The sequence below is a fragment of the Synechococcus sp. 1G10 genome (genome assembly GCF_002252625.1).
In the GTDB taxonomy this organism is placed as follows: domain Bacteria; phylum Cyanobacteriota; class Cyanobacteriia; order PCC-6307; family Cyanobiaceae; genus Regnicoccus_A.
Map to the genome: position 1 here is coordinate 1 of NZ_NQKW01000026.1, position 24,687 is coordinate 24,687.

The 24,687-nt window shown below is 62.3% G+C and carries 28 protein-coding genes; 20 read left to right on the forward strand and 8 right to left on the reverse strand.

The features are described from left to right. Positions 1–183 precede the first annotated feature (183 nt). Both CJZ82_RS15235 and CJZ82_RS15240 read right to left on the reverse strand, forming a co-directional pair. Entirely contained in the window at positions 184–444 is a 261-nt protein-coding gene (locus tag CJZ82_RS15235) for a hypothetical protein (protein ID WP_233130291.1), read from the reverse strand. A 34-nt stretch (positions 445–478) separates the two neighbouring features. Next, positions 479–1,372: an amino acid ABC transporter substrate-binding protein gene (locus tag CJZ82_RS15240; RefSeq protein ID WP_233130292.1), complete on the reverse strand. Its 894-nt coding sequence runs from the start codon at positions 1,370–1,372 to the stop codon at positions 479–481. Positions 1,373–1,673: 301 nt separating this feature from the next. Here CJZ82_RS15240 and gltS point away from each other — a divergent pair, with 301 nt between their 5' ends. The 3 genes from gltS to CJZ82_RS15255 all read left to right on the forward strand — a co-directional run bounded on the left by gltS (position 1,674) and on the right by CJZ82_RS15255 (position 4,199). Continuing rightward, positions 1,674–2,870, forward strand: a complete 1,197-nt coding sequence (gene gltS, locus CJZ82_RS15245) for a sodium/glutamate symporter (protein ID WP_094556611.1) — start codon at positions 1,674–1,676, stop codon at positions 2,868–2,870. A gap of 70 nt (positions 2,871–2,940) precedes the next feature. Further along, positions 2,941–3,936, forward strand: a complete 996-nt coding sequence (gene gap, locus CJZ82_RS15250; RefSeq protein WP_094556612.1) for a type I glyceraldehyde-3-phosphate dehydrogenase — start codon at positions 2,941–2,943, stop codon at positions 3,934–3,936. Between the two features lie 65 nt (positions 3,937–4,001). Beyond that, entirely contained in the window at positions 4,002–4,199 is a 198-nt protein-coding gene (locus CJZ82_RS15255) for a hypothetical protein (protein WP_094556613.1), read from the forward strand. A 4-nt stretch (positions 4,200–4,203) separates the two neighbouring features. Here CJZ82_RS15255 and CJZ82_RS15260 read toward each other — a convergent pair whose 3' ends face one another. After that, positions 4,204–6,945 carry a cyclic nucleotide-binding domain-containing protein gene (locus CJZ82_RS15260; protein ID WP_094556614.1) on the reverse strand — a complete coding sequence of 914 codons (2,742 nt, stop codon included), beginning with the start codon at positions 6,943–6,945 and terminating at the stop codon, positions 4,204–4,206. An 83-nt stretch (positions 6,946–7,028) separates the two neighbouring features. Between CJZ82_RS15260 and CJZ82_RS15265 the strand changes: the two genes are divergently transcribed. The 12 genes from CJZ82_RS15265 to CJZ82_RS15310 all read left to right on the forward strand — a co-directional run bounded on the left by CJZ82_RS15265 (position 7,029) and on the right by CJZ82_RS15310 (position 17,106). Next, the gene (locus CJZ82_RS15265) at positions 7,029–7,736 is read left to right on the forward strand and encodes a phytochelatin synthase family protein (RefSeq protein WP_233130293.1); all 708 of its coding nucleotides are present in this window, start codon (positions 7,029–7,031) and stop codon (positions 7,734–7,736) included. A gap of 37 nt (positions 7,737–7,773) precedes the next feature. Next, positions 7,774–8,562, forward strand: a complete 789-nt coding sequence (locus tag CJZ82_RS15270; RefSeq protein WP_233130294.1) for a M23 family metallopeptidase — start codon at positions 7,774–7,776, stop codon at positions 8,560–8,562. Between the two features lie 40 nt (positions 8,563–8,602). Further along, on the forward strand, positions 8,603–8,866 hold the full coding sequence (locus CJZ82_RS15275; RefSeq protein ID WP_094556616.1) for a plasmid stabilization protein: 264 nt from the start codon (positions 8,603–8,605) through the stop codon (positions 8,864–8,866). Next, entirely contained in the window at positions 8,863–9,285 is a 423-nt protein-coding gene (locus CJZ82_RS15280; RefSeq protein ID WP_094556617.1) for a type II toxin-antitoxin system VapC family toxin, read from the forward strand. The genes CJZ82_RS15275 and CJZ82_RS15280 overlap by 4 nt, the downstream gene beginning before the upstream one ends. Positions 9,286–9,425: 140 nt before the next feature. Next, a complete protein-coding gene (locus CJZ82_RS15285) occupies positions 9,426–9,638 on the forward strand; it encodes a hypothetical protein (RefSeq protein ID WP_094556618.1) in 213 nt (70 codons plus the stop codon). Positions 9,639–9,863: 225 nt separating this feature from the next. Further along, entirely contained in the window at positions 9,864–11,708 is a 1,845-nt protein-coding gene (locus CJZ82_RS15290) for a class I SAM-dependent DNA methyltransferase (protein WP_198949806.1), read from the forward strand. Further along, on the forward strand, positions 11,698–13,005 hold the full coding sequence (locus CJZ82_RS15295) for a restriction endonuclease subunit S (RefSeq protein WP_094556619.1): 1,308 nt from the start codon (positions 11,698–11,700) through the stop codon (positions 13,003–13,005). The genes CJZ82_RS15290 and CJZ82_RS15295 overlap by 11 nt, the downstream gene beginning before the upstream one ends. A 27-nt stretch (positions 13,006–13,032) precedes the next feature. Beyond that, a complete protein-coding gene (locus tag CJZ82_RS19125) occupies positions 13,033–13,533 on the forward strand; it encodes a hypothetical protein (RefSeq protein ID WP_233130295.1) in 501 nt (166 codons plus the stop codon). A 30-nt stretch (positions 13,534–13,563) separates the two neighbouring features. After that, entirely contained in the window at positions 13,564–13,914 is a 351-nt protein-coding gene (locus tag CJZ82_RS19130; protein WP_233130296.1) for a hypothetical protein, read from the forward strand. A gap of 4 nt (positions 13,915–13,918) precedes the next feature. Further along, complete coding sequence (locus CJZ82_RS18045) at positions 13,919–14,677, forward strand: hypothetical protein (RefSeq protein WP_143593699.1); 759 nt, start codon at positions 13,919–13,921, stop codon at positions 14,675–14,677. Next, the gene (locus tag CJZ82_RS15305; protein ID WP_094556620.1) at positions 14,674–14,931 is read left to right on the forward strand and encodes a hypothetical protein; all 258 of its coding nucleotides are present in this window, start codon (positions 14,674–14,676) and stop codon (positions 14,929–14,931) included. Before CJZ82_RS18045 ends, CJZ82_RS15305 begins: the two co-directional genes overlap by 4 nt. A 36-nt stretch (positions 14,932–14,967) precedes the next feature. Further along, positions 14,968–17,106 (forward strand): DUF262 domain-containing protein, encoded by a 2,139-nt coding sequence (locus CJZ82_RS15310; protein WP_094556621.1) that lies wholly within the window; start codon positions 14,968–14,970, stop codon positions 17,104–17,106. A gap of 105 nt (positions 17,107–17,211) precedes the next feature. On the opposite strand, the gene CJZ82_RS15315 is transcribed toward CJZ82_RS15310, so the two are convergent. Then, positions 17,212–17,409, reverse strand: coding sequence for a hypothetical protein (locus CJZ82_RS15315; protein WP_094556622.1), 198 nt, complete (start codon positions 17,407–17,409; stop codon positions 17,212–17,214). A gap of 119 nt (positions 17,410–17,528) precedes the next feature. Then, a complete protein-coding gene (locus CJZ82_RS15320) occupies positions 17,529–17,711 on the reverse strand; it encodes a hypothetical protein (protein WP_094556623.1) in 183 nt (60 codons plus the stop codon). Between the two features lie 266 nt (positions 17,712–17,977). On the opposite strand from CJZ82_RS15320, the gene CJZ82_RS15325 reads away from it, so the two are divergent. Continuing rightward, positions 17,978–18,205, forward strand: a complete 228-nt coding sequence (locus CJZ82_RS15325; protein WP_094556624.1) for a hypothetical protein — start codon at positions 17,978–17,980, stop codon at positions 18,203–18,205. Beyond that, on the forward strand, positions 18,202–18,948 hold the full coding sequence (locus tag CJZ82_RS15330; RefSeq protein WP_198949808.1) for a zeta toxin family protein: 747 nt from the start codon (positions 18,202–18,204) through the stop codon (positions 18,946–18,948). Before CJZ82_RS15325 ends, CJZ82_RS15330 begins: the two co-directional genes overlap by 4 nt. A 277-nt stretch (positions 18,949–19,225) precedes the next feature. Here CJZ82_RS15330 and CJZ82_RS15335 read toward each other — a convergent pair whose 3' ends face one another. Beyond that, positions 19,226–19,438 (reverse strand): type II toxin-antitoxin system HicB family antitoxin, encoded by a 213-nt coding sequence (locus tag CJZ82_RS15335; protein WP_094556625.1) that lies wholly within the window; start codon positions 19,436–19,438, stop codon positions 19,226–19,228. A 77-nt stretch (positions 19,439–19,515) separates the two neighbouring features. Here CJZ82_RS15335 and CJZ82_RS15340 point away from each other — a divergent pair, with 77 nt between their 5' ends. Both CJZ82_RS15340 and CJZ82_RS18055 read left to right on the forward strand, forming a co-directional pair. Further along, positions 19,516–22,632 carry a type I restriction endonuclease subunit R gene (locus CJZ82_RS15340; protein ID WP_094556626.1) on the forward strand — a complete coding sequence of 1,039 codons (3,117 nt, stop codon included), beginning with the start codon at positions 19,516–19,518 and terminating at the stop codon, positions 22,630–22,632. A 217-nt stretch (positions 22,633–22,849) separates the two neighbouring features. After that, positions 22,850–23,098 (forward strand): hypothetical protein, encoded by a 249-nt coding sequence (locus CJZ82_RS18055; protein WP_143593701.1) that lies wholly within the window; start codon positions 22,850–22,852, stop codon positions 23,096–23,098. Positions 23,099–23,119: 21 nt separating this feature from the next. On the opposite strand, the gene CJZ82_RS15355 is transcribed toward CJZ82_RS18055, so the two are convergent. Both CJZ82_RS15355 and CJZ82_RS15360 read right to left on the reverse strand, forming a co-directional pair. Beyond that, positions 23,120–23,458: an N-acetyltransferase gene (locus CJZ82_RS15355; protein WP_233130297.1), complete on the reverse strand. Its 339-nt coding sequence runs from the start codon at positions 23,456–23,458 to the stop codon at positions 23,120–23,122. Between the two features lie 44 nt (positions 23,459–23,502). Then, positions 23,503–23,826, reverse strand: a complete 324-nt coding sequence (locus tag CJZ82_RS15360; protein ID WP_094556629.1) for a DUF1778 domain-containing protein — start codon at positions 23,824–23,826, stop codon at positions 23,503–23,505. Between the two features lie 362 nt (positions 23,827–24,188). Between CJZ82_RS15360 and CJZ82_RS19135 the strand changes: the two genes are divergently transcribed. Then, entirely contained in the window at positions 24,189–24,368 is a 180-nt protein-coding gene (locus tag CJZ82_RS19135) for a hypothetical protein (protein ID WP_094556630.1), read from the forward strand. Positions 24,369–24,687: the final 319 nt, after the last annotated feature.

Sequence of the window (24,687 nt, forward strand, 5' to 3'; positions counted from 1 at the left end):
AGTAGTTGTTCAAATTCAGCTGGGCGGTCACATAAAAGTCACCCTGTCCCTCGGCTCGAGCCACCGGGGGCTGCCAACAGATAAAGGGGCTAAACTCAGAGTGCCGACGGTGGAATCGCAGCAGGTCCGAGCCACGGCAGGGTTGTCACGGCGGAGCTCACGGATTATTCGTGCAACAGCCTCCTAGGGAGCAGGGTTGGCTGCAGGCGGGGTGGTGCTGAACTCGACGCTGCAGCGGTAACGGAAGCTGTTCCCGGGCAGCACGATCTCCTGGCAACGGCTGCCGGTCACCGTCGCACCATCGGGAACCTGGCTGGTGGCCTCTTGAAGGGCACTGTCCCGGTCGATGATCGAATCGGCCGTGACGGAGCCTGCTCTGGCCGGAAGGGCTCCCAGCAGCAGAGCGGCAGCGAGGCCGCCGAAGGATCGAAGCATGGTGGGCATCACAGGACGGTCGGGTGGGTGGAACCGAACCGCCTCAGGGTTTGGTCGGCACCTCTTCCTTGAAGTCAACCATCAACTGCATGGTTTCGGTGAACAGACCAGTGGCGTCCTGGGTCAGGGGCGTTTTGCCCTGGGGACCGAACCAGCGATCGAAGATGCCCCGCTCCCTGGGCTGATGACGCAGGTACCCCTGCATGTAGCGGATCAGGGCCAGGTCCACCACCCGCTGGAAGGACGCATTGTTCTGGGGCAGCATGCAGGCGATGCCTTCCCTGGAGTAGGTGTCATCCGACACCTGGAAGGCGGCCTGGCCTCCATGACGCTGCAACCAGGCATACAGGAGCATCCCGTCGTCGGCGAAGGCATCGATGCGGCCTTGCTGGAGTGCCTCATAGCCGGCCTGGCGGTCCTTGAGCAGCACCACCGAGGCCGTCGGCTGACGGTTGGCCACTGCCAGGGCACTGGTGGTGCGCGGCAGAGCTCCCACGCGCTTACCCGCCAGGGACTCCGGGGAGGAAAGCCCCGAGCCCCGGGGTACGAGCAACTGGGTGCCTGTCATGCCGTAACTCACCGAGAAATCCACCTTTTCATCACGGCTCCAGGTGAAGCTGCTGGCATCGCAGACCAGGTTCACCGCCCCTGATTCCAGGCTGGAGAGCCGCTGGTCGGTCTCCAGTGGCACCAGCTTCAGCTTGATCGGGCGGCCCGTCTGGCGCTCGATCTCCTCCCGGATCAGGTTCATCATGTCGATCGAGTAGCCCACCAGCTGACCCTCCTCGTTCTGGTAAGCGAAGGGGAAGGCATCCCGGCTGGTGCCCCCCACCAGCACGCCCGAGGCCGCCACCGACTCCAGCAGGGAGCCGGCGGATGCCGGAGCCACCAGGGCCAGAGCAGCGACGAGTTGAAGCAGCGGGAGCAGACGTTTCACCAGCAAGACTCGACTCAGCAACAAGATTGCACCGTGATCAGCATAGATCAAAGCCCCAAATCAAAGGGCTTTGAAGTAAAGACCTGTAGCCAGTCGGAGCGACCATCGAGGCTGACCAGATTGCTCACCGGCACCACCAGCAGGGCCACCAGCAGCGGCGGGATGGTCAGCCCCGATCAGACGAGTACAAGGAAAGTCGTGGCGAAGGGCCGTGGGGTTGCCATTGGCGGGAGCCCTGCTGGCACCATTCTGCGCGGATCCAGACCGGTAGGCTCTGCCAGCTCGCAGAGGATTCTTCAGGTTGGAGATCGCTAGTTTTGCCACGTTCAACATTGCCATCGTGGTGCTGGCGGTTGGACGCTGGCTGAATCAGCGCTTTGCCGTCCTGCGCCAGTTCAACATTCCGGAGCCGGTCAGCAGTGGCCTGCTGGTCTGTCTGCTGCTGGCCCTGCTGCATGGCGTGAGTGGGCTGGAGATCAACTTCAACCTCGCCACCAGGGATTTCCTGCTGCTCTACTTCTTCGCGACAATCGGCCTCAACGCCGACATCAAGACCCTGCTTCTGGGAGGACGGCCGCTGCTGCTGCTGGTGGGCCTGACCGTGATGTTCATGATCCTGCAGAACATCACCGGCGTCGGGGTCGCCAGCCTGGCGGGTCTCTCCCCCCTGCAGGGACTGCTCGGGGGTTCGGTGTCGCTTCTCGGTGGCCACGGCACAGCGATTGCCTGGGCGCCGCGCTTCGCCCGGGACTACGGCATCGAGAACGCCATGGAGATCGGCATCGCCTGCGCCACCCTGGGCCTGGTGCTGGCCTCGCTGATGGGAGGCCCGGTGGCCCGGTTCCTGATCCGCCGCCATCAGCTGAGCTGCGGTCCTGCCGGTGGGCCGAGCGAGCGGGCCGACACCCCCGCCGATCCAAGGCCGGTGGATTTCTTCAGCCTGCTGCGCACCCTTTTCTGGCTGAATATGAGTCTGGCCCTGGGGGACTTGCTGCATGAAGCCCTCAAGGCGATGGGCAGCAACCTGCCGCTGTTCGTCTGTGCCCTGTTCAGCGCAATCCTGCTCACCAATACGGTGCCGCGCCTGATCCCCCGCCTCATCTGGCCGGCGCAGACCCGTTCGCTTTCTCTGGTGTCGGAGATCTCCCTGGGGATCTTCCTGACGATGTCGCTGATGAGCCTGCAGCTCTGGACCATCGCCGAGCTGGCTGGGCCGATCCTGATGATCCTGGCCGCCCAGTTCCTGGTGGCTGTGCTGTTCGCGGTGATGGTGGTGTTCCCCGCCATGGGCGCCAACTACGACGCCGCCGTGATCTGCTCCGGCTTCGGGGGGTTCTCCCTGGGGGCCACCCCCACCGCAATGGCGAACATGGCGGCGGTGAGCCACCGCTACGGGCCTTCACCCCAGGCCTTCATCATCGTGCCGCTGGTGTCTGGCTTTTTCGTCGACATCAGCAACGCCGTGGTGATCCAGCGCTTCCTCAACTGGCTCGGCTGACGGCGGAGCCGCTTCTGGGGCGGCCGGTAGGCTGAGCGGCTGCAGCACAACCGATCGAGGGAGCCACACGATGGGAATTGCACTGGGGATCAACGGATTCGGTCGGATCGGCCGCCTGGTCTTTCGCCGCAGCTTCGAGATCGAGGGGATCGATGTGGTGGCGATCAACGATCTGATCGAGCTCGATTACATCGCCTACATGCTTCGCTACGACTCCACCCACGGACGTTTCCGCGGTGAAGTGGAAACTCGCGACGGCCAGCTGATCGTCAACGGCAAGGCGATCCGGGTGACCTCCGAGCGGGATCCGGCGGCCCTGAACTGGGGGGGCGTGGGCGCCGATGTGGTGCTCGAATCAACCGGCCTGTTCCTCACCGACGCTTCGGCGAGGGCCCACATCACGGCGGGCGCCAAGAAGGTGGTGCTCTCAGCCCCTTCCAAGGACGACACGCCGATGTTCGTGATGGGGGTGAATCACCACTCGTATGCCGGTGAGGACATCGTCTCCAATGCCTCCTGCACCACCAACTGCCTGGCCCCGATCGCCAAGGTGCTGCACGACAACTTCGGCATCCGCGACGGGTTGATGACCACTGTCCATGCCATGACCGCCACCCAGAAAACGGTGGATGGCCCCTCCGCCAAGGACTGGCGTGGTGGTCGCGGCGCCGGCCAGAACATCATTCCCTCCTCCACCGGCGCCGCGAAAGCCGTGGGCAAGGTGATCCCCTCCCTCAACGGAAAGCTCACGGGCATGGCCTTCCGCGTGCCTACCCCGGATGTGTCGGTGGTGGATCTCACCGTGAATCTGGAGCGTCCCACCAGCTACCAGGCCATCAAGGACGCCATGAAGGCGGCCGCTGCGGGCTCGATGGCCGGGGTGTTGGGCTACACGGAAGCGGATGTGGTCTCCTCGGATTTCATCGGTGAACCCTGCACTTCGGTGTTCGACGCCGGCGCCGGCATCGCTCTGACCGACACCTTCGTGAAGGTGGTGGCCTGGTACGACAACGAGTGGGGCTATTCCTGCAAATGCCTCGACCTGATCCGTCACATCAGCGCCTGAGGGCTGGCCAATGCGGGGATCTGCGGTTGATTGAACCTTGCAGGTCTCCTGCGCCGCAACCACCGATGGAGTTCCCCACCCTGCTGGTCCGGCCCATGAGCCGCCCGCCCGGTCATGACCGGGCTTTGTTGCTGCGCAACCGCCAGGGCGGTGTGACGGGGGGCTATCACAACGCCAGGCTGCTCAGTCCGGAGCAGGCCAAGGCCCTGCTGGCTGGCCATCACTGGGATGTGGTTCCCGGTATGGACGCCAGAGGTAGCTGATCGCTCAGCTCTGCAGCGAGCGCATCAGGCTCTGCAGATGGCGGCTTTCGAGCTCCAGCACCCGTCGGGCGAAGTCGTGGTCACGCTCGAGCACTGCATCGAAGCCATCCACCGGTACCGCCAGCAGCCGGGTTCCCTCCTCCTGCGCCACGATCGTGTTCTCCGAGGCGCTGTGGCTGAGCACCTCCAATTCGTCGAGCACCTGACCGCGCTTGAGCGGGTCGAGGCGGATGCCGCTGGCGTCTTGATAGCGAACCGCCGCCTTGCCGCTGATCAGCACCAGCAATTCACGGCAGGTGTCACCGGTTTCGGTGATCAGCTCCCCGTCCGCGAAGCGGCGCAGCTCCGAGACCGCTGCCAGCTGCTCCAGGCTGTCGTGGCTGGTGCCTGAGAAGAAATCGCTGGCGGCCAGGTAGGCCCGCAGCTCCAGCTCCGGCAGATCCTCAAGCTCGGGGGCCGGGGCCGTCGGGGATTTCAGGGCCTTGAGCACCTCGGCCAGTGGAGCGGGAGCGGTGGCAGGCTCCAGGCCACTGGCCAGGAACCGGGCACGGTTGAGATCGAGCCGCGCCAGCAGGAACAGGGCGCAGGCCCGCAGCAGGGGAGTGCGCTCCTGCATCAGCGCTTCAAGGCTGGCGAGGGTTTCGGTGAGGGGACAGGACTGCGGCTCATCAGCGGCACCTTGCGGCTCCTGACGCAGGATTGCCAGCACCGGCGCTGAGAGTTGCTTCTCCCAGCCGCCCTCAGCCAGAAGCAGGGGCAGGTTGACCGGTCTCAGGGCTTTGAGCCTGTCCGCCCACTTCACGGCTTCGGGCTGATCCTTCAACTCCGCCAGCTCGGTGAGCATGGCGCGCACGCTCAGGTCCTGGCGCTGCAGCAGGGACTGGGCCAGCAGATCGCGCACCAGCACCTGATCCGCCAACACCGGTTGCAACAGGCTCCTGCGGGCCTGCCGGAGCTCGGCGAAACGGGACAGCATCGCCTCCAGCTTGTGCTGCGCAGTGGCGCTGGGGTCGAGGCCTTCGAGCACGCTGGCTTCCTCGTCCGGGGTGATCGAGTACTGGCAGCACAGGTTGCGGATCACCTCAGGATCGGCCTGGCGGCTCTTGAGCAGCATCAACCGCTCCAGCGATTTGGTGTAACCGCTCAGGCGGATCTGATCCTCAAGGCTGCGGCGGCTGTCGGGATCGAGCAGATCCGGATTCTCGACCCCCACCGATTCGAGCAGCAGGCTGTGCTCCTCGTCGGTGATGCCGATCTCCTGCCGCATCTGGCCCAGAAGCTCAAGGCTGCTGGAGGCATTGGCGTAGCCCTCCTGCAGGGCCTCCCGCACCACCTCCTTGTACACCTGCAGACGCTTCTCGCGGGTGAAGCCGGGCAGCACCTTGGCGAGCACGTACACCTCATGGGGGCTGAGGTCGGCAAGCTGGCGCCCATCGAGGTAGCGCCCCACATCGAGATCGAGTTTCTCCAGCTGGCGGCGGAAGCGGCTGGCCAGGTTTTCGCGCTGGTGCAGATCGGAGCTGCGTTCCCAGGAGCGGTAGAGCCAGAGGCTGCTCACCGCCACCACCACCGCATCGAAGAGGGTCTGAACCCAGGGGGGCAGCAGCAGCAGCAGGGGCCGGCCGGAGAACAGAAAGAAGAAGTTGAAAACCAGGAAGGTGGCCAGCACGAAGATCCGATGCCGCCCCCAGCGGCTGCTGCGCTCGATCCAGCGGCCCAGCACAACCCCTAGCCAGGTGAAGACGCCGAGCACCAGGGGAACGGCCACCAGCCGGGGCACGTTCAGGCTCTGGCCGAAGAGGAACAGTCCTGGCCGCAGCAGCATCGACAACTGATCGCTCTGGCGCAGCCAGGCCCCCGAGAAGTAGTAATCCCAGCTGCCGGCGTAGAGGTAGTAGTAGAGGAAATAGCCCACCACCAGGCCGACGTAGGCATAGCGCTCGAAGGCAAAGGAGCCGGTGCCCAGCCGGGTCCAGTACATCCGCTCCGCGTCGATGTCGATGCAGGGCTGCTGGCAGGCCACACAAGCGCTCTGTTCGCTGCCATCGCTGAGCACGGTGCGGCACATCGACTGGGTGATCGGCTGCTCGCTGAGGTGGGCCTTGCTGCCGAGCAGACCGGCCGGGGTGGAGTAGACGCTCTGCACCGGCGCCATCGGGCAGAAGTACTGGCACCAGGCCTTGCCGCCGTAGAGCCAGCCCACACTGATGGCGGCGGCGATCGTGAACAGCAGCCAGCCGGCCAGCACCAGCCGGTCGGCATTGAAGAAGAGGATCCTTCCGCAGAGACCAACGAACAGCCAGCCGAACTGCAGCTGGGAATAGTGACGGGCCAGCCAGGCGTCGTCAGGCACTTTGGCCAGCTGCTGGCGGCGCTCACCGGTGCGCGGGTTGACCTTGGTTCGCTGACGCTGCCAGCCCAGGGCCCGGGGGATCTGGGAGAGGAAGGAGAGAGGGCAGATCCGCCGCCAGAGCTCATGGCCGAAGAGGAGCAGGATCAGCACCGCCGCCGGCACCACCGCCCCCCAGAACAGCGTGGTGCCGAGGGGATAGGGGGTCTCGCTCAGGCAGACACCCTGCACCGCCACGCACCCGTCGGGCAGGCGCAGGGGGCTCCAGGGGTGATCCGGCTCGGTGAAGCGGGGCGTCCAGGGGTCGTAGAAGAGGGACGCGATGATCAGCAACCAGGCGCTGGTGAGAACCCAGCGCACACCGTGCATCCGTGCTTCCGACACCTCGAAGGCCATCAACCACCGATTCAATCGGGCGAACCCTAGGTCGAGCAACCGGGTCCTGCCTCAGGCCGAGAAGGCAGCGGCGCCGGGCGACCGTGGCCGTCTGCGGCGGGCTCGGTTTCGCTCTGTTGGCGATGCTGCCCCTGGGCCCCGCCGCCCTGGCCCAGCCGGGCAGCACCATTGCCCTGCCTGAGCCCCAGGGCCAGACCCTGCTGCTGCAGAGCGTTGATCGGGCCGACTACGGACCGCTGGCCGAGCAGTTCCTCACCCAGGCCAACCTTGCCTACTGCGGCGTGGCCAGCATGGTGATGGTGCTCAACAGCCTGGCGGTGCCGGCCCCGGCGGCGGCGGGTTATGGCAGCTACCGGTTCTGGACACAGGAGAACGTTTTCGAGCCCGCCGCCACCAGGGCGGTACTGAGCCCCGAAATTGTGGCCCGCCAGGGGATGACCCTGCAGGAACTGGGCGCCCTGCTGACCAGCCATGGGGTGCAGGCCCGGGCCATCCACGGTGATCGGCTGAGCCTGGCCCAGTTCCGGCTGCTGGTGCGCAGCAACCTCAACGAGCCCGGTGATCGCCTGCTGGTGAACTATCTCCGCCCGTCTCTCGGCCAGGCCGGCGGCGGCCACATCTCCCCGCTTGCCGCGTACCACGCCGCCACGGATCGGGTGCTGATCCTTGATGTGGCCCGCTACCGGTACCCATCGGTGTGGGTGCCCCTGGCGGATCTCTGGCAGGCGATCCGCACCACCGACAGCAGTTCCGGCCGCAGCCGCGGCGTGGTGGTGGTGAGGCGGATCTGAGGGCGGTACAACGCCTCTGACTGCAACGCCACGGTCCGTGGCGACACCGCCTGTGGTGCGCTCGATGGCCCCTGCCCGCTCCCGGCTGAACCCGGCGATGCTGCTGCTCACCCTGCTGGGCGCTGCCGCTGCTCCTGCCCTGATCAACCCGCCGACAACCAACGCAGCGCCACTGATCCCCGACTCGGCCAGCGGGGCGGGGTCTGAGGACGACCCCTGGCCGGAGGCCGTGCTTCCGCCTGCCGTGGTTGCGCCCAAGCCAGTGCCGCTGCCGGAAGCACCTAGGCCCGAGCGGCCATCAGTGGTTCCCCGGGAGGTGGCGGTGGGGGATCTCGCCCTCGGGCACGAGCCGCAAGCCACTGGCGATGCCATGTCGATGCTGCCGCAGTCGCTGCACTACCCCCTGGCCGTTGGGGCCCTCGAACAGGACCCCTGGGGCTGGCGCTTTTCGAGCGCACGCGGTGCCTGGCGCATGCACACCGGAGTGGATCTGATCGCGCCTGAGGGGACCGCCGTGCTGGCCGTGCAGGCGGGCCGGGTGCAGCGGGTGGCGGACATCGCCGGCTATGGCCTCACGGTGCTGGTGGATCACGGCGGTGGCTGGTCGAGCCTCTACGCCCACCTGCTGGAGGCCTCCGTGAGCCCCGGCGAGAGCCTGCGGGCCGGGCAGCCCCTGGGCCTGGTGGGCCAGAGCGGCAACGCCAGCACCCCGCACCTGCACCTGGAGGTGCGCCAACGGCAGCCTCAGGGACTGGTGGCGGTGGATCCCACACCCCTGCTGCCCGCACCGCCCGCCGGTGGCGCCATCGCTGGGGACATCCGCTAGCGTTGATGGCATTGCTCGCATTGCCAGCAGAGATTGCGCCATGGCCAGCCTGACGATCCGGAACCTCGACGACGCCACCAAGGCCCAGCTACGGCTTCAGGCGGCGCACCACGGTCGCTCGATGGAGGAGGAGGCGCGCACGATCCTGCGCCAGGCGGTAGCGCCGCAGCCCGAATCTGCGGACGGCCGTGGCCTGGGCCGCCGTATTCAGGAACACTTCGCCGCCCTCGGCGGGGTGGAACTCGATCTGCCGGTGCGCGCGTCGATGGCGGAAGCCGCTGGCTTTGCTGAGCAGAAGGAGTGATTGTGCTGGACACCAACGTGATTGCCGAGCTGATGCGCCCCAGCCCCGAGCCGAAGGTGCTCGCCTGGGCAAATCGCCTCACTCCGGCGGTGGTGGGCATCACAACGATGAACGAGGCGGAGATCCTGCACGGCATCGCCCGTCTGCCGGAGGGCCGTCGGCGGAAGGCGCTGCTGCACAGCTGGGAGGCGTTGCTGCCGACCCTCTTCGGCGAACGGGTGTGGGCCTTCAACCGGGAGGCCGCGCATTGGTATGCGGAGCTGTTGCGGCAGAAGGAACTCCAGGGCCGACCGATGGCCACAGCTGATGGGGTGATCGCCGCCATCACCCTGGCCCGAGGCGCCCAATTGGCCACTCGCAACGTGGCGGATTTTGCGGGGATCGGGATCAATCTGATCAACCCCTGGCATGCGGTCTGAGCAGAGATGTGGTCATGGCCACCTTCAAGCAGCTCCGGGCCGAGCTGGTGGTCTGGCTCCGACAGGCCTAAAACGATCCCATTGGTGCCTGGGCCGGGCAAACTGCAGGGAAGGATGCTGAAGTCGTTGAGGATGCCGCCATGAGCCAGAACTACACGGCCGTTATCAAGCAGGATGGAGATTGGTGGATCGGATGGGTGGAAGAGGTGCCGGGGGTCAATGCGCAGGAATCGAACCGCGAGTCGCTTCTCGATTCGCTGCGCGAGATTCTGTCTGAGGCCCTGGCCATGAACCGTGAGGAAGCACGCCAGGCTGCTGGCGGTGGCTATGAGGAGTTGGTTCTGACCTTTTGAAACGCAGTGCCATTCCGCGCCATAACTAGATCAACGATCTACTTGTACTCATGATCTGCAAAGATCTCGGTGTGTCTCGGCCCTGAATTCCTCTCAAACGGCCTCTGCCAGCTCCAGTTCGAAGCAGCCGGGCGGTGAGGAGCTTGTGGAGGGTGGAGAGGTTTCTCCCCACAACCGCCCCACCCCAGCCAGACTCCCCCCAGCGCCGCCCCAGCTGATCCCTCGATGCCCGATCAGGACCAGCTGAACGACTTCCTCGAAGCCCTGGAAACGGCTGGCAGCCCCGCCCGCAACCCCGCCCTGCGAGAGCAGCTCGCCTGGGATGAGCCCCTCTACGAGGAGGTGAAGACCGCCTTGGTGGCCAAGGGAATCGTGTCCCGCGGCCGAGGCCGCAGCGACAGCGTGTCGCTGGTGGGCGCCGAGCCCGTGATTCAGCAGTCCGCTCCCGCCAAAACCCCCCGCAAGGCGAAGGCCAGCTCTGCTGGCAACGGCACCGCCAACCTGGGGTTCGAGGCCAAGCTCTGGCTCACGGCCGACAAGCTGCGCAACAACATGGACGCGGTCGAGTACAAGCACGTGGTGCTCGGCCTGATCTTCCTCAAGTACATCTCCGACAGCTTCGAGGAACACCGCGCCAAGCTGCTGGCGGGGGTTGGCGACTACGAGGGCGCCAACCCTGAAGACCCCGACGAATACAAGGCCGAGAACGTGTTCTGGGTGCCCACCGAGGCCCGCTGGAGCCAGCTGCAGGCCAATGCCAAGCAAGCCACGATCGGCAAGCTGGTGGACGACGCCATGGTGGCGATCGAGCGCGACAACCCACGCCTCAAGGGGGTGCTGCCGAAGGACTACGCCCGTCCGGGCCTCGACAAGCAGCGCCTGGGGGAGCTGATCGATGTGATCGCCACGATCGAACTCACCGCCGCCAGCGGCATCGCCGCGGGCGAGGGGGAGGGCTTGTCTGCGACGAGCCACCGCTCCGTGGATCTGCTGGGCCGGGTGTACGAATACTTCCTCACCCGCTTTGCCTCAGCCGAGGGCAAGAACGGCGGCCAGTTCTACACGCCGAGTTGTGTGGTGCGCTGTTTGGTGGAGATGCTGGAGCCGTATAAGGGCCGCATCTACTACCCCTGCTGCGGCTCCGGCGGCATGTTCGTACAGAGCGAGAAGTTCGTGGAAAGCCACGGCGGCCGGCTGGGCGACATTTCCATCTACGGCCAGGAGAGCAACGCCACCACCCGCCGCCTGGCGGTGATGAACCTGGCCCTGCGCGGCATCGAGGCCGACTTCGGCCCGGAGCACGCCGACAGCTTCCGCCGCGACCTGCATCCCGATCTGCGGGCGGATTATGTGATCGCCAACCCGCCCTTCAACGATTCCGACTGGTTCCGTAAAGACGACGACGTGCGCTGGCAGTTCGGCGTGCCGCCGAAGGGCAACGCCAACTTCGCCTGGGTGCAGCACTTCCTCCACCACCTGGCGCCTCAGGGCCTGGCCGGCTTCGTGCTCGCCAACGGCAGCATGAGCTCCAACCAGAGCGGCGAAGGCGAGATCCGCCGCGCCCTGATCGAAGCGGACCTGGTGGACTGCATGGTGGCCCTGCCCGGCCAGCTCTTCTACAGCACCCAGATCCCGGTGTGCCTGTGGTTTCTGGCCAAGAGCAAAGCCGCCGACGGCCAGCGGGGCTTCCGCGATCGGCGCGGGCACACATTGTTCATCGATGCCCGCAAGCTCGGCAGCCTGATCGATCGGGTGCACCGGGAGCTGCTGGAGGCCGACCTGGAGAGGATCAGCGGCACGTATCACCGCTGGCGAGGCGCCAACGGCGAGGGCGGCTACAAGGATGTGCCGGGGTTCTGCAAGTCTGCTACGACCGCTGAGATCGCCGCCCATGGACACGTGCTCACGCCGGGGCGGTATGTGGGTGCAGAGGAAGTGGAGGATGTCGGCGAGCCGTTTGAGGAAAAGGTGCCGCGGTTGGTGGCTGAGCTGCAAGCACAGTTCGCCGAGTCCGCGAAACTGGAGCAGGCCATCAGAGCCAACCTAAGGGGGCTTGGTTATGGCGGTTGAGTGGGTAGAAACATCACTGGCTGAGGTCATGGAAGTGAAGCATGGCTTCGCGTTTCCAGGTGGGAATATTCGCGATGAACCGCCTGGCGATATTTTGCTTACGCCAGGAGATTTTGCAATTGGTGGCGGCTTCAAAGGCGACAAGTTCAAACACTTCGACGGCGACGCCCCTGCCGACTACGTGCTCAGCGAAGGCGACCTTGTTGTCACCATGACTGATCTGAGCAAGCAGGCCGACACATTGGGATATCCTGCCCTCGTCCCGAGACCGAGTGGTCCTCGCTTCCTGCACAACCAGCGCCTGGGGAAAGTTCTCATCAAGGACGGTGCTGAGCTGGATAAGAGTTTTCTCTTTTACCTGCTCCGAACTGCCGAATACCGCCACGAAGTCTTGGCTAGTGCGACTGGAACTACGGTCAAACACACATCTCCTGGACGCATACTTGCGCATAAAACGTGTATTCCGCCCCTTGCCGAGCAAAAAGCCATCGCGGCCGTCCTCGGGGCACTGGATGACAAGATCGAGTTGAACCGGCGTATGAACGCGACGCTGGAGGTAATGGCGCGGGCGCTGTTCCAGAGCTGGTTCGTGGATTTCGATCCTGTGCGGGCCAAGCTTGATGGGCGGGAGCCCGTTGGACTTGATTCAGACACTGCTGCACTCTTCCCTGACGCTTTCCACGACTCTGAATTTGGCCACATTCCGAATGGCTGGGCAGTGGGACGAGTCGCCGATGTCTCCGATTTCAGCCGATCATCCATCAACCCTGGCGGGTGCCCCGAAGAAACCTTTGATCACTACAGCCTTCCAGCTTTCGACGGAGACCGAACCCCGAAGACCGAACTCGGCAGCGCCATCATGAGCAACAAGCTAGTTGTGATTCGTGACAGCGTCCTGCTCTCGAAGCTCAACCCGCACATCCAACGCATCTGGTTGCCAGACCTCCACGCGACACGACGCTCTGTCTGCTCAACCGAGTTCATCGTTGCTACGCCACGCCATTGTTATTCCCGCGAGTTTCTTTTCTCGCTATTTACCAGTGCCGCTTTTGCCTCGACCTATTGCACGCTTGTGACGGGCACAACTGGCAGTCATCAACGCATCCAACCCGAAGGCGTGCTGGATATAAAAGTCGTAATTCCACCCTCTTCTCTAGTCGAAGCCTTCACGGCCATAGCCAAGTCCATGCTTGACCCAATCAATCGTAACATTGATCAATCCCGCATACTCGCCACCCTTCGCGACACGCTGCTGCCGAAGCTGCTGAGTGGGGAGTCGAGCGTGGCACCCAACTAAGCTCGATCACAAACCACAAGTCCGCACATGAGCATCATCAAGTCATTTGCCGTGGGAAACGGTGACATGTTCTACATCGACCACGGGTCTGATAACTTTACCATGATTGATTGCTGTCTACGCGATGACGACATGGATAGAATTCTGTCAGAAATCAAGGACCGCCGATCGAAGAAGGGCATAGCAAGATTTATGTCGACACATCCCGATGAAGATCATGTGCGCGGGCTTGAGCATCTTGAGGCAGAGATCGGCATTGAGAACTTCTACTGTGTGAAGAATGCCGCGACCAAGGATGTCGAGACGGATAGCTTCAACAAGTACTGTGAGTTGCGTGACGATCCCCAAAGGGCCTACTATATTTATAAGGGCTGCTCACGAAAGTGGATGAATAAGGATGGCGGTGAACGAGGCTCATCTGGAATCAGCATTCTCTGGCCGGACATAAACAATGCCTATTTCCTGGCTGAGCTGGAAGACGTTAAGAAAGGATTTAGTCCAAACAACATTTCTCCTATAATTAAGTAATCTCTTGCAAAAGGCCCGACAGTTTTATGGATGGGTGACCTTGAAACAGATTTCATGGAATCGGTCGAGGCAAACCTGGTCATTCCGCCCGTCGATATTCTATTTGCGCCACACCACGGTCGCGATAGTGGCAAGGTCCCCGCTTCAATGCTGCAGAAGATGGCACCCAAGATCATTGTGGTGGGCGAAGCCCCGTCTGAACACCTCAGCTATTACCCTGATTTCAACACCATCACACAAAACCGTGCAGGGGACATTCTATTCGCATGCGAGGGTTCCAAAGTTCACATCTTCACATCTGAAAACTACGGCGTGGACTTTCTCGATTGCGAGTACATGACGTTCGGCGACATGAACTACCTTGGAACACTGAACCTTTGATGCAATGAGCCTGCTTAACCTCATTAGTGAACGCTACGACAGAGAAGCGCGGCTCTATCCGGCGTTGCTCCTAATTTCGCCAGCAGTTGCCACCGGAGTAGCGCTTTTCTCCAACAAGCTCATCGGACTTCAATCGTTGGGGGCGACGGTCGTTGGGTTCGGCGGCGCGTTCCTTCTGACACAACTCGCCCGGGATGCTGGCAAGAGCCGCGAGCCTTCTCTATATAAGCTTTGGGGCGGTATTCCGTCAGTTCTGATTTTTCGCCATTCTCACGAGCGGTTCGATTCAATAACTAAAGCTCGATACCACAAGAAGCTAGCCACGCTGGTGAGCGGTGCGCAAGCTCCATCTAATGAAGATGAACAAGAAGATCCAGCCGCCGCAGACCAAGTTTATTCTGCCTGGTCTCAGTATCTTCGTGCAAACACACGGGACACGACAAAGTATCCGCTCCTGTTTCAAGAGAATGTAAGCTACGGCTACCGTCGGAATGTCTGGGGTCTGAGACCAATAGGAATCTCCGTCAGTTTGCTTTGTTCGCTAATTGCGGGATGGCGTTTATTGTTCATCCACGAGGCCACTGGAGAGATCGATCAAGGTCTAGCTGGCGCTCTCACAGTTTCGTTCCTGTTCCTCGCGCTATGGCTGTTCAGGTTTACGTCTGACTGGGTGCGCGTGCCAGCCAACGCATATGCAGAGCGTTTGGCTGAGTCATTGGAAACAATTGGAGGCAATGCTCCCGTTGAGCAAGAGAAACCATGAGCCTCAACGAATCCATCCTCAAAGACGCCGCCCTGGAATCGTTCGGGGTGTTGGTCTATGCAGCCGGGCAAGAGCCACTGCTTGCGTCCGGTGAACCGGCGGCGGAGGGGGATTCGTTCAGCGACGTGGTGCTGGTGGGCCGGCTGCGCCAGTGCATCGGCCGGCTCAATTCGACCATTCCGCTGCGAGCCCTTCCCACCCTGCACGGCATGCTGCTGCTGAAGCTGCTGAGCGGAGAGTTGAACGTGAGCTGACGCACCATCGAGTTACCACCACGAAGCCAACCACCCATGAAAATATCCACCATCCTTGACAAGATTGACGGGAACCAACTGTTTGTTCCTGCCTTCCAGCGCGAATACGTTTGGAAGCGCGACGATGCCAAGCAACTGATTGATTCTCTTGTCAAGGAATACCCAACGGGCACGATGCTGACGTGGGAAACGGCCAACCCGCCTGAGCTGAAAGGGCCGCACAAATACAGTGAGAAGCAGGGCGCCGTGAAGTTGCTACTCGATGGGCAACAACGCGTGACGACCCTCTACATGCTGATCAACGGAGACATTCCACCTTATTACACGGCTCCTGAGATCATGAACGATACAAGGGGGCTGTATGTGAACGTTGAGACGCTCGAGCTTCTCTACTACATGAAGACCCGAATGGAAAACAATCCGTCGTGGCAGAACATCACGGACGTTTTCAGGGGCAAGGTCAGCGCCTTCGATCTACAAGCGAAGTATGCCGAGATTGGCAAGGCTCTTGAGATGGATGACCTCAAGAGATTGAACGACAACATCAATGCCATCACTCGAATCAAGGAGCGCGAGTTTCCCGAGCAGACGATTCCCGTGAAGGCGAGTATCCGCGAGGCGATTGACATCTTCTACAAGGTCAACGCCAGTGGTGTCGCGTTGACTGATGCCGAGTTGGCCTTGGCACAGATCTCTGGCTATTGGCCGCAAGCCCGCGACCGCTTCAAGGCGAAGCTCGTGGCGCTGGAAAAGGAGGGCTACGTCTTCAAGTTGGATTTCATCGTCTATGTCCTGTTGGGCTGCCTCTTCCACATTGGGTCGGACATGAAGAAGCTGCACGACGCGGAGAACGGTGAGCAGATTCGTGCAGCGTGGGACCGATTGGATAAGCAGGTGCTCGACTATGTTGTCAATCTGATGCGGACGAACGCATTCGTAGACCACACGGCCGAAATCAACTCTCCCTACGCGCTGGTTCCGATCATTGTCTATTGCTTCGACAAGGAAGGAACGCACCTGACGGATGCTGAAATCCGAAAGATGGTGAAGTGGTTTTTCTACTCACAGGTTCGGGCGCGCTACGTCAGCCAATTACCGCAGAAGCTTGACCGAGATTTGCGGACCGTGGCGGAATCTCCCCAGCCCTTTGATGCACTTCTGCAAGTTATCGCCGAGGAGAGTGGGCGCTTGGAAATTCTACCTACTGAGTTTGTAGGGCGTGCTGTTCAGCATCCGCTGTTCAGCATGATGCGTTGGTATTTTAAGAGCCGTGGGGCAGTGTGCTTCACCACGGGCATGAGTCTGCGAAGGAACATGGGCAGTAAATACCAACTAGAGCGCGATCACATCTTCCCATATTCCAAGCTGAAGGAGAAAGGCTATGGCGAAGGCAACAGAATTAAATATGCCCTTGCTCAAGAGCTGACGAATCGTGCCATTCTCACCCAAATCGCGAATCGTCAAAAGTCTGACGAGCCTGCGTCTGACTATCTCAAACCAGTGAAGACGAGCTTTCCCAAGGCCTTGGAGCTTCAATGCATCCCCGAGGACGAAGATCTATGGTCGATTGACAACTATGAGATGTTCCTGGAAGAAAGGCGTAAGATACTGGCGAAGCATCTGAATACATTTCTCGATCAAATCACAGCTACTGAGATAACGGTTGCTCCTGTCTCTCTTGAAGAGATGATCGCCGAAGGTGAGAGCGACGAGCTCGAATTCAAGTCCACACTTCGTTGGGATATGAGGGAGGCTACCGTAAACAAGAAGTTGGAGGAAGTCATCATGAAGTCAGTAGCAGCATTTGCTAATTCGGGTGGCGGTACTCTGCTGATCGGAGTTGGTGACAATGGTGATGTTCTAGGTCTTGAGCCTGACTATCAATCGCTCGATGGTGCCGACCGCGACAAATTTGAGCTGCATCTCCGCAACCTGCTTAATCAGCAATTCGGCACAGGCTTTGTGACGAGCAAAGTGTCAATTAAGTTTCACTCTATCGGAGATAAGGAAGTCTGCCAGATTGTTTCCGCAGCTGCAAAAGAGCCGGTGATTCTTAAGGCGAAGGACAGAAACGGGCAGCAGACGGAGAAGTTTTACGCACGTAGCGGCAACTCATCGCAGGAAATTCCGCTGAGTGAGATGAGTGCCTACATCAAGGAACGCTTCCATTCATGATCTTCAGCGAAGCCATCGTCGATGAGGCGGCTCTCGGCTGGTTCCAGGAGCTCTCCTGTAATCAGCCAAAGGGCTGGCCACAACCGCTGCTGAAAGTTGCCCCGCTCAGGAACCTGCCGGCACTAACAGGCGTGGCGCCAGATTGAGCTGGCGGCTCCGGCGATCGAAGCCGCGATCATCGAACGACGCCATCGTCCCCACAACCGCGCACACCGGCCACAGCCTGCTCCAGGGCTGGCCGATCTTCAGCCTGAGGCCGGGATGGGTCAGCAGTTGGTCGAACACTTGCAGCACCTGCTCCACCGGGAAGCCGAATTACCCACGCAGCACCCACTCCAGCTCCAGGGCCACCGTCTTGGCCAGGAACAGCGGCTGGCCGGATTCGATCAGAGTGCGGGCCAGTACATTGGTGTCCAGGCCAATCACGGGCGCAACAGGCTGGCGGGGTCGAAGTCCGCCGGTACGGCTGGCCGGCTGGACTTCAGCAATCCGAACCCGCTCTCCGGCAGTGGCTGCTCAGGCTTCCAGTGGCGCAACTCGATGGGATCCCCCACCAACGCGAAACGCATGCGACTGCCCCTGGCCAGCCCGAACGGCTGCCGCAACGCCTACTCCTGCGGAGAAGCCTTACGGCTTGGGGATGGTCACCTGCCCCTTGCTGGTGATGGAGCTGGTGACGGCATCGGCAGAGTCCATCGATACTCGCCCCCAGAAGGGGTGTTACCTGGTAAGGCTAGGTGGGAGAGGCACGTCCCCAGCGAGGTTCTGGCGGTCGAGCCATTCCAGGCTGATGACTGTCAGTCAGGCCTCTGGGTGCGTTGGCATCGGTGCTGGGACGACACCGCTAACCTCAATCCAGCAATGTTGGGTCATGTCCGAGCAGGAACGCCAGCTTCAAGACCTCGAAAGCCGGTTCCCGCTGGTCTCCGGTGAAGCCTTTGCCGCTGCGCGTGCTCAGGTGCTGGCCTCTGGGCAGAGCGTGTTGCAAACAGAAGGGGGCTTCATCGTGCGCGTCTTCCCCGACGGACGCAAGCAGCGGCTGAAGCCGGTCGAAGCACCCATCCCGGTTACACCTGGCACCACCTTCACCATCCGGTGATCGCGGCCACACCCAGGCTGCGGGTGTTCGCCGGGCCCAATGGCTCGGGCAAAAGCGTGCTCAAGGCGGTGCTGCCGCCGCCCCTGCTGGGGATTTACCTGAACCCGGATGAGATCGAAGCGAGCATCCGCCAGAACGGCTTTCTGGATCTGGGTGTCTATGGCGTCAGCACCACAGCCGCTGAGCTTTTATCGGCCTTCACGGGCTCGGAGTTGCTGCGATCTGCAGGGTTACTGGAGCCGGCGCGGCGGTTGCGGTTTGAGGGTGAGCGGCTGGACTTTGCCGGCGTGGAGGTCAATGCCTACTTCGCCTCGGTGGCGGTGGATGTTCTGCGCCAGCACCTGCTGAAGCGCCGGGCCAGCTTCACCTGCGAAACCGTCATGTCCCATCCCGGCAAGGTGGCGCTGCTGGAGAAGGCACAACGGCTTGCCTACCGCACCTATCTCTACTTCGTGGCCACGGATGATCCAAAGATCAATGTTTCGCGGGTGCTCAACCGCGTGGGGCTGGGCGGGCATGCTGTGCCGGAAGACAAGATCATCAGCCGCTACCACCGCTCGCTGGCGCTATTGCTGGAGGCCATCAAGCACACAAGCCGGGCTTACATCTTCGACAACTCAACCGACAGCGCCGACCCACAGCTCGCCTGGATCGCAGAAATCACTGATGGCCGGCGGCTGGAGTTGAAGACAGACCGGATCCCGGCCTGGTTCAACAGGGCGGTGATTGAGAAGATTGCTTGAGCCTTCCACTGGCAGGCCAGACGCACCCCGCTCCGAACCCCCGGAAGTCACTCATCAGCGCCACCAGGGGCAACGCAACGTCTTCAAGCCAGGCGAGTGGACCCAAAGGCAACCAGTGCAAAAAATGCACAGATTCGTTTGAGGTGGATTGGTGCTCGCAGGGCAGAGATCGTGCTGATGCTTATCGCTTGCCGATGAAGTCCTCTGCCGTCATGTCGATGTCCTTGGCAATCTGACCACTTCCGCAGGCTTCAGAACAGGTAGCTGACCCAAGTCTCTAACTCGCTACACAAATCTGCTGCAAGCCAACGAAATCAGCTTCGAGCTGGGGCTCGCCATCCTCAAGCAGCATCTCAATCACCTCATGGAGGTTGGCCTGCAATTCCTCAACGGTTTCTCCCTGGCTATGGGCCCCGGGGAATCCAGGTACATAGCCAACCAGCAGTCCCGTGCTGGGACAGCGCTCAATCACAGCCGAAAACGTACGCACGGGCTTGTTTCTGGGCGGTTTGGCCCCATTCTGGTGCAGATCTGGGACCCACGTTCGTTTCGGTGCCAACCGCCCCCATGACCCTCACCGAAGCCATGGTCGAAGCGGCAGCCATCGGCTGGTTTGAGCAGCTGGGCTATGCCGTGCTCCCCGGCCCCCAACTCGCCCCCGGCGAACCGGCCTCGGAGCGCGACTCGTTCAGCACTGTGGTGCTGGTGGGCCGGCTGCGCGAAGCCATCCGCCAGCTCAATCCGGCCATCCCCGAAGAGGCCCGTGAGGAGGCCCTGCGCAAGCTGCTGCGCCTAGCCACGCCCTCGCTCGTGCAGACGAACCGCGCCTTCCACCGCCTGCTGCGTGAGGGCGTGCCGGTGGAATACCCCCGGGCCGATGGCAGCATCGCCGGCGACCATGTGCGGCTGGTCGACTTCACAACCGCCACCGCCAACGACTGGCTGGTGGTGAACCAGTTCAGCGTCAGCGACGGCCAGCACAACCGCCGGCCCGATCTGGTGATGTTCCTCAACGGGCTGCCCCTGGGCCTGATCGAGCTCAAGAACGCCGCCGCTGAAGGCGCCACCATCTGGAGTGCCTACGCCCAGCTGCAGACCTACAAAGCTGAGATTCCCACCCTCCTTCAGTACAACGCCGCCCTGGTGGTGAGCGATGGTCTGCAGGCCCGCATCGGCTCGATCACCGCCAACCAGGAGTGGTTCAAGCTCTGGCGCAGCATCGATGGCGAGGCCGACGCGCCCGCCACGGCCCTGGAGCTGGAAACGTTGATCCGTGGCGTGTTTGAGCCGCAGCGCTTCCTTGATCTGCTTCAGCACTTCATCGTCTTTGAGGAAGACCCGGATTCGGGCACCCTCCACAAGATCATCGCTGGCTACCACCAGTTCCATGCCGTGAATGCGGCCGTGCAGGAAACCGTGCGCGCCAGCGGCATGGGCCCCGCCGCGCGCAGCCTGGGCGGCCGGCCGGGCGACCGCCGCGCCGGGGTGGTGTGGCACACCCAGGGCAGCGGCAAGAGCTTCTCGATGCTCTTCTATGCCGCCCGCATCGTGCGCCATCCGGCCATGGCCAACCCCACCCTGGTGGTGCTCACCGATCGCAACGATCTCGACGACCAGCTCTTCGGCCAGTTCCAGCGCTGCGCCGACCTCCTCGGCCAGACGCCCCTGCAGGCCGCCAATCGTGAGCAGTTGCGCGAGCTGCTCAACCGCGCCAGCGGCGGCGTGGTGTTCACCACCATCCAGAAGTTCATGCCCGACAAGGGTGAGCCGATGCCCGAGCTGAGCGCCCGGCAGAACATCGTGGTGATCGCCGATGAAGCCCACCGCAGCCAGTACGGCTTCGGCGGCAAAGTTGATCTGAAATCGGGTGTGATGTCGTATGGGTTCGCCAGCAACCTGCGCGATGCCCTCCCCAATGCCTCCTTCATCGGCTTCACCGGCACTCCGATCGAACAGGCCGACGCCAACACCCGCGCCGTGTTCGGCGACTACATCTCCATCTACGACATCCAGCGCGCCGTGGCCGACAAGGCCACCGTGCCGATCTACTACGAGAGCCGCATCTCCAAGCTCTCCCTCAACGCCGCCGCCCTGCCCAGGCTTGATGCCGAATTCGAGGAGATCACCGAAGGCGAGGAGTTCACCAGCAAGGAAAAGCTCAAAACCAAGTGGGCCGCGCTCGAAGCCCTGGTGGGCGATCCCAAGCGCCTCGCCCTGGTGGCCGCCGACCTGGTGGCGCACGTGGAGAAACGTCTGGAGGCGATGGACGGCAAGGCGATGGTCGTCTGCATGAGCCGTCGCATCTGCGTTGATCTCTACAACGCCCTGATCCAGTTGCGGCCCGAGTGGGCACACGACACCCTCAAGGTGGTGATGACCGGCAGCGCCGACGACGGCCCCGACTGGCAGCCCCACATCCGCAGCAAGGAGGCGCGCCGTCAGCTGGCCAACCGCTTCAAGGACGCCAACGATTCCTTCAGGATCGTGATCGTGCGCGACATGTGGCTCACGGGCTTCGATGCCCCTTGCCTGCACACGATGTACGCCGACAAGCCGATGCAGGGCCACGGCCTGATGCAGGCCATCGCCCGTGTGAACCGGGTGTTTCGCGACAAGCCCGGCGGCCTGGTGGTGGATTATCTCGGCCTCGCCGATCAGCTCAAACGGGCGTTGGCCACCTATACAGAAAGCGGTGGCCGGGGCGATCCCACCTTCGACACCGCAGGGGCCATCGCCGTGATGCTCGAAAAGCACGGCATCGCTTCTGATCTGCTGCACGGTTTTGACTGGTCGAACTGGACCAGCGGCACCCCCACCGAGCGCCTGCAGTTGCTTCCCGCTGGCCAAGAGTTCATCCTCCAACAGGAGAACGGCAAACAGCGCTGGCTGCAGGTGGTGGCCGAACTCTCCCGCGCCTACGCCCTCTGCTCCGCCAGCGACGAGGCCACCGAACTCCGCGACGACTTGAGTTTCTTTCAGGCCCTGCAGGCCGCCCTCTCCAAGCAGAGCAGCTCCACCAGCCGTTCACCCGAGCAGATCGACGCCGCCATCCGCCAGCTGGTCAGCAAGGCCATCACCACCGAAGGTCAGGTGATCGATGTGTTCACCGCCGCCGGCCTGCCCAGGCCCGACATCTCCATCCTCAGCGACCAGTTCCTGGCTGAAGTACGTGGCCTCAAGCACAGGAACGTGGCCGCAGAGCTGCTGGAGAAATTGCTGAAGGATGAACTCAAGGTGCGCTCCAAACGCAACCTGGTACAGAGCCAGGTGTTTTCCGAGAAGCTCAAGAACACCCTCAACGCTTACCACAACCGCGCCATCACCACCGCCCAGGTGATCGAGGAGCTGATCGCCCTCGCCAAAGAGCTCGATGCCGCCGGCAAGCGCGGCGAATCCCTTGGCCTGTCTGACGACGAAGTCGCCTTCTACGACGCCCTCGCCGCCAACGACAGCGCCGTGGAGGCCATGGGCGACGCCAAACTCAAACTGATCGCTGCTGAGCTGATCACCCAGGTGAAGAAGAGCGTGACCATCGACTGGACCCTGCGCGAAAGCGCCCGCGCCCGCATCCGCGTGATGGTGAAACGCATCCTCAACAAATACGGCTACCCCCCCGATCTGCAGGACGCCGCGGTGAAAACCGTGCTGGCCCAGGCGGAGCTGCTCTGCGCCACCTGGGTGTGAAACGATCATCCCCAACCGCACAGAATCATGACAAACCCCAGCCGCCAATCCTTGATCCTGAAGAGCAGCAGCTTCTCGCTGACTTCGAGGATGGCGAGTTGTGCAGCGTGGCCATGCCGGCTCTGCTGGGCCAACTCCAGCAAGCAGCGCAAGCAACGGGCCAGAAAGACCAGCGGATCAATAGCAGCACGCTGCATGACCGCTCGCCGATCGGCTGATGGCTTGGCGCGAAGCCTCAGGAACTCATTGGCGTAAACGTCACCGTTTCGGGCTCAGCACCTTCATGCTCACCGCAGTGAATCACTCCCTCGCGTCCGCCGTGCCGAATCACAATTCCGACGATCTCCCCTTCATAGGCATGGCAGAGAGCCTCCTGCGGGAACTTGTCCAGTTCCTCGATCAAGGACTTCACGGTTCTCATGTTGGTTCGGGTGTCAAAAAAGATGATGCATTGTTAACGGCCTGAACATGCATAACCCAGGCCAGTTCACCCCAGCGTCCGCAGGATGTCCTTCATCAGCAGCACCAGGTGCAACGGGTCGGTGGGGGATGGCTCGAATTCCGGGATGAGGTGCAGGCAGAACGCCCGGGCCGATGCGCTTTCCGCATGGATGAGCAACCCCCGGCAACCCACTTCAGTGCAGATCTGTGCCGTACGGCTGATCACATCCATCAGCAGTGCGGCTCCGAGGCCCCGGCCTTCATGGCGAAGGTCGACACCGAGCCGGGCCAGCAGGGGAATGGCCTGCGCCGGGGTGATGCTCGCCATGCACCAGGCGTAAAACGCCACCACATCGCTGCTGCCGACTTCGGTGACCACGAACACCCGGCTGGTCCCACCACGGGCATGGGCCTGGCGGGCGTGCCTGTTCAGCCAGATCGTCTGCTCTTCGGATCGGCACTGGCAAGAGTCGATCCGATCGGTGAAGGGTGATCCATCAGCGCGCGCAGACCCTTCAGTGAGCGGGCCGGCCGTTGGTTGATGCGCTCCCAGGCGTCGAGCGCTTCAGCGTCGAGGCGGAACCCCTCGCGGTCGGCCAGCACCTGCTGGGCCGCCAGGCGCAGATCGGTGATCACGAAGCCGGTGAGATCGGTGCCGGATGCAGCGACGGCCCGGTCAATCAGCTGGCGATCCTCAGCCGTGGCCCGCACTTCAAGGCGCCGATTGCGGGCTCGGGTACTGGTGGCGTCCAAGGGCTTGCCTTTTGTGCGGCCAATTGGCCATTGGGTCCGTGCGCAGAACACCCTCTCCTGGGGTGACCTCCAGGCAATCCGCTGCCGCATGGTTCAAAGGCCGTCATCTTCAAGCTGCAGGCACGAACAGGCGTGGAGCGAGACTGAGCTGGCGGCGCCGTCGATCGAAGCCGCCGCCAGCTGGCATGAGCGGCCGGCTGCACCGGTTTGGAGGAGCGCTTTTCTCATGCCATGGGACCCGGACTGTGACTCACAACACAGTTTGGAGTAATAAGCTACAGACAAATCAGCGTCGGCTCTGTGTCGATGAGGCTTAGGATTGGCTTGCGGAGCAGTCTTTCCGCTTCTTCCAGTCCCGCCCAATGTCCAAAGTCTTCACCAGCACTGCCCGCGACCAAGCCCTTCGGGACTCGCTGCTCGTCCGTTTCGCCGCCGCCGCCGCCGCTGGCAACATCGACACCAAAAAGGCTCTCAACCACGAAGCCACCTACCTGGGCATTCAGCTCAACAGGATCAACGGCTCTACCCCAGGCATCAACTGAAGCTGGAGCAAGCTGAAGCCACCTCTCCAGACGCTGCATGGAGGGTTGTGATCCATGCCACCCACCACTTGGACCAAGTCGGTCGGGGGTGAGCCTGGAGTTCTCCTGGTTTTGAGTGCAAATCGATAAGGGTCACGCCATGACCGCCAGACTGTCACTTGATGACGAACCTCACCAGAACAAGGTTCTGGTTCACTGCGCGGCAAAAAGCGAAAGCTGTGGAGCTCTGCCTGTAGGAGGGCCTCTTCAGCAATGCTGTCGCTGAGCTGCTCGGCTTTACCTCCAGCAGCCCGCTGAACTCAACCGGTTGCGCAAGGAG